Below are 3,357 nucleotides of genomic sequence, written 5' to 3' on the forward strand. Positions count from 1 at the left end.
TTATATAAGATACAATACTTAGGCAAACCTGCAGGCGGCGATCCCGTGCTGCGGGGCCGATTGACCTACACCTCTATCCGATGGTTTCTAACTCCGCCAAAGAAGTGTTTATCCAGGGCATCACCCAGGATGGCAAAACTTTCAGACCCAGCGATTGGGCAGAACGCTTGGCGGGCGTTATGAGCCCATTTCGACCTGGGGGAGCTACCCCAGGCAGTCACCTGAGTTATTCGCCTTGGTGCATTCCGACCACCTTGGCAGGGGTGAAGTGCGTGATCGTGAACCACGATCTGCGCGATCACAACGTCATGGCATGGGATTTCGTGATGAACTTCGCTCGGGACAACGGCTTGCAAGTGGCCGAGGCCTGTTTGTTGCCTGACCCACCACCCAAAAAATAAGAACCAAGAACCAAGAACCAACCGCCAACAATGGCGGTTTTTTTATGGCCCCCAGCGAATTGAGAGCGCCCATGAAAAAACCGCCAAGGTTTGCACCAGGGCGGTTCAGTGTTCGCGGACAGCGCACCCGTTTCAAACGGCAGCGAGGACTAGCCTCGCCGGGCTGTTGATCGGATAAAGCGGATCAGGCTGCAGCAGGCGCTGCGGCGAGAGCCAAAGTCTTGACTTTGGCGCTCAAGCGGCTCTTGTCACGAGCTGCCTTGTTTTTGTGGAAGATGCCCTTGTCGGCAATGATGTCCACCACGGTTTGCATCTTGGCAAACAACTCGGTGGCTTTGGTCTTGTCGCCCGCTGCAACGGCTTTTTCAACGTTTTTCACAGCGGTGCGGTATTTGGAGCGCAGCGAAGAGTTCGCAGCGTTGATTTTGACGTCTTGACGGACGCGTTTACGGCCGGAAGCAAGACGGGGGTTTTTCTTTTTGGGTTTAGCGGATGCCATATATAAGTTCTTTCAGTGTCTGAGGATGATGTCCAGCTAACCCGGCATTCTAGCAGAGCCAGCGATGCATCTGATCTGCCTGCGCATGCCAACTGGTCAAGCTGGGCCGAAACTTTGGCTTGGATTGTCAAGGATGTAGACAAGGGGCCGCTACACTCGCCCACTGTGAGCTTGCTACGTTCTGCCTCTGTTGTGTCGATTTTTACCTTGGCCTCCCGGGTCACGGGTTTGGTGCGTGAGTTGCTCATCGCCTCCATGTTCGGGGCCAGTGTCCTGACCGACGCCTTCAATGTGGCTTTCCGCATCCCCAACCTGTTTCGTCGCTTGTTTGCAGAAGGGGCGTTCAGCCAGGCGTTTGTGCCGGTGCTGGCCGCCAGCCGGGCCCAGCACGGTGACCAAGCCACCCGTGAGGTGATCGACAGCGTGGCCACGGCTTTGGCCTGGTCTGTGCTGGCTTTGTCTTTGGTGGGGGTGTTGGCTTCGCCCTGGTTGGTGTGGGCCCTGGCCAGCGGCCTGCAGCAAGACGCCCGTGGGTATGGCGCGGCGGTGAACATGACGCGCTGGATGTTCCCCTACATTGCCTTCATGTCCATGGTGGCGTTGTCCGCCGGCATTTTGAACACTTGGAAACGCTTTGCCGTGCCGGCGGCCACGCCGGTGCTGCTCAATGTGAGTGTGATTGCAGCGGCTTGGTTGTTGTCGCCATGGCTGGCTAAGCAAGGTTTGGAAGCCATCTACGCTTTGCCCGTTGGCGTGATGCTGGGGGGGCTGTTGCAACTCGCGGCGCAGATTCCGGCTTTGGCCCGATTGGGCTTGTTGCCTCGATTGGGCATGGGGCCAGCGGCGGTTAAGAAGGCTTGGACGAACCCGGCCACATTGAACATCTTGCGCCTCATGGGCCCAGCTTTGCTGGGGGTGGGTGTGGCCCAAATTTCTCTGCTCATCAATATCCAGATCGCTTCTCACCTGGCCCCGGGCAGCGTCAGCTGGTTGACCTATGCCGACCGTTTGATGGAGTTCCCAACGGCCATTTTGGGTGTGGCGTTGGGCGTGGTGCTGATGCCGCAGCTGGCGGCCGCCAAAGCCACGGGCGACAGCGAGCGCTATGCGGCCATGCTTGATTGGGGTTTGCGCTTGGTGTTGCTTCTGGCCTTGCCCTGTGCGGCGGCTTTGCTGGTCTTTGCGCAGCCGCTGGTGTCGGTGCTCTACCACTATGGGGCCTTCACCGACCGCGATGTGCAGCAAACCACGCTGGCGCTCACGGGTTATGGCGTGGGCTTGCTGGGTCTGGTGGCCATCAAGGTGTTGGCACCGGGCTACTACGCCAGCCAGGACATCCGCACGCCTGTGCGCATCGCGGTGGTGGTGTTGGTGCTCACGCAGATTTTCAACGTGTTGCTGGTGCCTTATTTGGCCCATGCCGGTTTGGCGCTGTCCATCGGTTTAGGCGCTTTGGTCAACGCGCTGTGGTTGTTGCTGGGTTTGCTGCGCCGGGGCAGTTACAAACCGCAACCCGGCTGGTGGCGTTTTGCCTTGCAGGTGTTGCTGGCCACGGGCTTGCTCACAGCCTTGCTCTGGTGGGCGGCGCAGCACCTGCCTTGGGTGGCCATGCGCCAAGAGGCTTGGCTGCGCATCGGCTGGATGGCGCTGATCTTGGCGGGCTCCGCTGCGCTGTATTTTGGTGTGTTGTGGGCCACAGGCTTGCGCCTCAAAGCCTTTCTCAAGCGTTGAACCATTCCACATGCCATTGAATTTATCTCCCCCGACGCCGCTCGGCTACTTTGCCAGCTTGGTCCAAAGTGACGAGCAGTTCCCTTTGCTGGAGGCTGCGGCCAGTTTGGCACAGGATGAAGAGCCTGCGCTGGATGTGCAGCAGGTGCTCGACGACGTGGCGCGACTGGTCAAAAGGGTGACTGCGCGCATGCCCAACGAGGCCGATGACCTGACCCGACTGGCCATCTTGACCCAGGTTTTTTACAAAGACCTTGGCTTTGGGATGAATGCCAACGACTATTACGCACCAGAAAACAGCTACATCTTCGACGTGTTGCGCACACGCCGGGGGATTCCTATTTCTTTGGCAGTGATTTGGCTGGAGCTGGCCCAGGCCTTGGATTTGCAAGCGCAAGGCATTTCCTTTCCTGGCCATTTTTTGGTCAAAGTGGCGCTCGAGGGTGGCTTGGTGGTGCTGGACCCGCTCACGGGCGAGTCTTTGGGTTTGGACAATTTGTCTGAGCGGCTGAGCCCTTACAGGGACCCCGCAGACCAATTTGCAGCCCCCGACTTGGACGAGGGCGAAACCCCTTTGGGCTTGTATTTGCAAGCTTGCCCGCCGCGCGACATGCTGGCCCGCATGCTGCGCAACCTGAAAGAAATTTTCCGTTCGCAGGAAGATTGGCCCCGCATGTTGCAGGTGCTCGACCGCTTGGTGGTATTGCTGCCCGAGGTTTGGGATGA

General features: G+C 58.6%; 4 protein-coding genes. 3 read left to right on the top strand and 1 reads right to left on the bottom strand.

The window, feature by feature from the left end; all coding sequences use genetic code 11:
- Nucleotides 1–80 precede the first annotated feature (80 nt).
- Nucleotides 81–401: a DUF3579 domain-containing protein gene (locus tag Q0341_RS04425; RefSeq protein WP_299510850.1), complete on the top strand. Its 321-nt coding sequence runs from the start codon at nt 81–83 to the stop codon at nt 399–401.
- Between the two features lie 184 nt (nt 402–585).
- Here the strand turns inward: Q0341_RS04425 and rpsT are convergent, their stop codons facing one another.
- Entirely contained in the window at nt 586–900 is a 315-nt protein-coding gene (rpsT, locus tag Q0341_RS04430; RefSeq protein ID WP_299510851.1) for a 30S ribosomal protein S20, read from the bottom strand.
- Nucleotides 901–1,065: 165 nt separating this feature from the next.
- On the opposite strand from rpsT, the gene murJ reads away from it, so the two are divergent.
- Nucleotides 1,066–2,631: a murein biosynthesis integral membrane protein MurJ gene (murJ, locus tag Q0341_RS04435; RefSeq protein ID WP_299510853.1), complete on the top strand. Its 1,566-nt coding sequence runs from the start codon at nt 1,066–1,068 to the stop codon at nt 2,629–2,631.
- Between the two features lie 10 nt (nt 2,632–2,641).
- Nucleotides 2,642–3,357 (top strand): transglutaminase-like domain-containing protein (locus tag Q0341_RS04440; protein WP_299510855.1); only part of this gene is annotated, 716 nt, incomplete at its 3' end.

This window comes from uncultured Limnohabitans sp., assembly GCF_937889215.1.
Taxonomy (GTDB): Bacteria; Pseudomonadota; Gammaproteobacteria; order Burkholderiales; family Burkholderiaceae_C; genus Limnohabitans_A.

Bases quoted from the DNA above. Each gene is read 5' to 3' on its own strand.
- Q0341_RS04425 (WP_299510850.1), top strand. From the start codon at position 81: ATGGTTTCTAACTCCGCCAAAGAAGTGTTTATCCAGGGCATCACCCAG.
- rpsT (WP_299510851.1), bottom strand. From the start codon at position 900: ATGGCATCCGCTAAACCCAAAAAGAAAAACCCCCGTCTTGCTTCCGGC.